At 59.0% G+C, this 739-nt stretch carries 1 protein-coding gene; it reads left to right on the forward strand.

Going from position 1 to position 739, the window contains the following annotated elements; all coding sequences use genetic code 11:
* Positions 1 to 162: 162 nt before the first annotated feature.
* Entirely contained in the window at positions 163 to 630 is a 468-nt protein-coding gene (locus ABGN05_RS30030) for a hypothetical protein (RefSeq protein ID WP_367957712.1), read from the forward strand.
* Positions 631 to 739 lie beyond the last annotated feature (109 nt).

A 739-nucleotide genomic window follows, 5' to 3' on the forward strand; every position in this document is an offset into this window, starting at 1 on the left:
CACCGACGTGCCCGACCGGGCTACGCAACCCTCACCAGCTACACCTGGTTGGGCGCTCACCGTCGCGCTCCATAGAGGGGTCCCGTTTGCACGCCGATCCAGGGTCCCCATTCCGAGCCGATTGACAAAGAGACTATCCTCGATGGCCTGTCGCGACACCTCATGGAGCCGGAACTGTTCGCTCTGTTTTGCGACGAATACACAAAGCACATGAACAAACTCCGGATCGAGGCGACCTCCTCCCTCGCCGGACAAAAGGCAGAGCTATCGAAAGTGACAAGGGATATCGATCGCCTGATCGATGCCATCACCGATGGAGTCGCCGTCTCTCAGGTCAAGGACAAGATGCTGGCGCTCGAAGCAAGAAAAAATGAACTGGAGCGCCTGATCGCTGAAACCGACGAGCCGCCTGCCCTGCTGCACCCGAATATGGCGCACCACTATCATCGCGAGATCGATCGGCTCCATGAAGCCCTGTCAGACGAAGAGCATCGTCACGAAGCGGTAGAGATCATTCGTGGGCTTGTGGACCGGATTGTCCTTCATCCCGCTCCCGATGGGGCGAGCGAGACGATGGCAATCGACCTGGAAGGAAACCTCGCAGGAATCCTAATACCAACGGCCCGCTGATGTGACTCGACGGGGATTCCCAGATTGAAGCTGGCGTGATTCAAGGTGGCGTGGAGGACCTGCGCCATGCCGAGAACCGTCGAGGTCAAGCCGAGCCATACGCCGTCGC

The organism is Aquibium pacificum, assembly GCF_040839445.1.
GTDB classification, from domain to species: Bacteria; Pseudomonadota; Alphaproteobacteria; order Rhizobiales; family Rhizobiaceae; genus Aquibium; species Aquibium pacificus.

Bases quoted from the DNA above. Each gene is read 5' to 3' on its own strand.
- ABGN05_RS30030 (WP_367957712.1), top strand. From the start codon at position 163: ATGGAGCCGGAACTGTTCGCTCTGTTTTGCGACGAATACACAAAGCAC.